This window comes from Arthrobacter sp. TB 26 (genome assembly GCF_000427315.1).
Taxonomy (GTDB): Bacteria; Actinomycetota; Actinomycetes; order Actinomycetales; family Micrococcaceae; genus Arthrobacter.
Map to the genome: position 1 here is coordinate 1 of NZ_AUPJ01000350.1, position 2,680 is coordinate 2,680.

Sequence of the window (2,680 nt, forward strand, 5' to 3'; positions counted from 1 at the left end):
GACCATCCGGCTTGCCCCGGCGCCCGGGCTCGGGATCACCGGGCTCAGCTGAGAGCCGTCACCCTCACACCTTCAGCCCGTGCAGTTCCCAGGCCAGCCGCGAGATCGACCGGATGGCCGGCAGGGCGTCCTGTTCGGCGTACGCGCGGGTGCAGACCGCCAGCACATAACCGGCGCTGGGCGGGCCGCCGCGCGGGGCGACAAACGCGACGTCGTGCTGGATCCCGGTGACCCAGCCCGATTTGCTGCCCCAGACGACGTCGGCCCCTGCGGCGTCCAGTTCCGCGCCGAGATCGCCGAACTCCTGCGCGACGAGCCACTCCGTCATGAGCGCGGTCAGCTCCGGCCCGGCGGCGGCCCCGGTCACGATAGCCCGGACGACGGCGGTCAGGTCCCGGGCCGTGACCTGGTGGCTCAGCCCGGCCCGCAGCGCCGGAATGTCGCCGATCAGCCGCTCCATCCGTGACGAGCCGGCGCCGCAGGCGGACAGGGCCGCGTTGACCGCCGGCAGCCCCACGAGCTGCACGGCCAGATTGGTGGCTTCGTTCGAGGAAACCGTGACCATGCGCCGCAGCACGGCCCGCAGGGGCATGGGTGTTCCGGGGGAGGGCATGCCGGCGTCGCGCTCCCCGGGCTCAAAGCTGAAGGTCTCACCGCCGCCGGTGCCCGAGGGGAAGGTGTGCGCCGCGGCGACCGGCTGCGCCAGGTCCAGGGCGCCGCGTTCCACCGCCTGGATGACCGCCACCAGCACACCGAGCTTGATGGTGCTCGCGGAATAGAAGGGCAGGTCCGCGTCGCGCTGGGCCAGGACGGTGCCGTCCATCGCGGTGAGGCAGTAGGCGATCGCAGGGACACCGTCGCTGTAGTCGGAAAGAACGGGCACGGGGTGCTCCTAGCTGAGGGCGGCGTAGACCGCGCGGGACACGGCCAGGCGGACGGGCTGGACGTCGGAGAGCTCGCGGCGGGGGTGGACCCGGTTGCTCAGCAGGACGACGCTGATTCCGGCGTCGCGGTCGACCAGCAGCGAGGTGCCGGTGAAACCGTTGTGGCCGCGGGCGCCGGGGGAACCCATCCACGCCGCCTGCCCGATCCGCAGCCCCAGGCCGTGACCGAATTCGGCGCCGGACGTCGGCAGGGACGCGCCCAGCACCGCCGGGAGCTGGTCCGTCCACATGGCCTCCGCCGTGGCGCGGGAGAGAATGCCGGGCAGGCCCGCCCGCAGTGCCTCGCCGAAGTCCAGCAGGGCCGGGGCGGTGCCGAACATTCCGGCGTTGCCGCTGGCCCCGCCGAGGGACCAGGCCGCCTCGTCGTGCACGGTGCCGCGGACCATGCCCCGGCCGTGTTCGGGCTGGTATTCGGTCGCGGCGCTGCGGCCGGGGTCCGGGACGAAGGTCAGTGCGGTGTCCGGGGCCAGCCTGGCGAGGACATGCTCCGTGACCAGCTCCGGCCAGGACCGTCCCGTGGTGTGCTCGGCGACGGCCATGATGGTGTTGAACCCGGCGCAGGAATACTCAAAGCGTGTCCCCGGCAGGTGCACGGGCTCCAGGGCAAGCAGGTCCGCGATCAGCTCCTGCCGGTCGAAATGCGCCCCGGTGGCCAGCGGTCCGCGCCAGCCTTCCCAGATCCCGGGCAGCCCGGAGGTGTGGGTGAGGAGCTGGCGGAGCGTCACGCCGGATCCGCCCACCGGGACCGGCACCGTTTCGTCGAGGTGTAGGACGCCGCCATCGACCAACGCCAGGGTGGTGACCGCCGTGAAGACCTTGGTGACGGAGGCGAGGTCGTAGAACGTCCCGGCGTCGGCCGCGGTGCGCTGGTCCTCCGGGAGTTCGACGCCGTCAGCGCCGAAGCGCACGGCGTCACCGGCCGTGATGACCGGCAGCCGTTGACCGTCGACCGCGACGGCGCAGACCGCCGACGGCGTGATGCCATCCTTCACTGCGGAGTCGAGCAGGCGCTGGAGCTCGGCGTGCAGCCGGCCGTGCCGGGCCATCAGCCGAGCACCAGGCTGGGCCGGCCGGACGCTGGCGCGTGCAGGGTGGCCGGGACCCCGAGCGGAATGCTGTGTGCGGCCGGGCCGTGGCCGAAGCCGAGTTCCCAGACGAGCGGGATGCCCAGCGGGGCGAGCAGCTCGACGCAGAGGTCCTTGACCTCGGCCGGGTCGCCGCAGTCCTGCCAGGAGCCCAGGGCGAGCCCGGCCAGCCCGTCGAACCAGCCGGCCCGCAGCAGCGAGTGCAGCATCCCGTCAATTTTGTAGGGCGCCTCCGTGACATCTTCGAGCAGGCCGATCCGGCCGGCGTTGTTCAGCGGCGGCCTGCCCCGGGCGCCGAGGGTCATCGCGAGCAGGCTCAGGTTCCCGCCGGTCAGGCTTCCGCGGGCGGTCCCCGGGACGAGGGTCTCGGCCGCATCCGCCGTGTACCGGCGGCCGGCGAACGGCTCGAACACGGCCTGCTTCAGGCTCGCGGCCGCGGCGGCGTCATCGAGCAGCGCGCCGGTGGCGAGCATCGGCGTGAACCAGGAGGGCATGTCCAGCCGTTCGGCCCAGAACTCGTGGATCCCGGTGACGTCCGAGGACCCGAACAGCGGCTTGGGGGCAGCGGCGCGGAGCTTGTCGACGTCGAGCAGGTCCAGCAGCCGCACGGCGCCGTAGCCGCCGCGGATGACGAAAACGGCGGACAGCGTC

3 protein-coding genes are annotated in these 2,680 nt (G+C 72.9%); all 3 read right to left on the reverse strand.

The window, feature by feature from the left end; genetic code table 11:
* Positions 1-64: 64 nt before the first annotated feature.
* Positions 65-883, reverse strand: coding sequence for a serine hydrolase (locus K789_RS0113495; RefSeq protein WP_024367207.1), 819 nt, complete (start codon positions 881-883; stop codon positions 65-67).
* A 9-nt stretch (positions 884-892) separates the two neighbouring features.
* Positions 893-1,990, reverse strand: coding sequence for a serine hydrolase domain-containing protein (locus K789_RS0113500; protein WP_024367208.1), 1,098 nt, complete (start codon positions 1,988-1,990; stop codon positions 893-895).
* On the reverse strand, positions 1,990-2,680 hold a 691-nt coding region (locus tag K789_RS0113505; protein WP_024367209.1), incomplete at its 5' end, for an LD-carboxypeptidase. The genes K789_RS0113500 and K789_RS0113505, both read right to left, overlap by 1 nt.

Bases quoted from the DNA above. Each gene is read 5' to 3' on its own strand.
- K789_RS0113500 (WP_024367208.1), bottom strand. From the start codon at position 1,990: ATGGCCCGGCACGGCCGGCTGCACGCCGAGCTCCAGCGCCTGCTCGAC.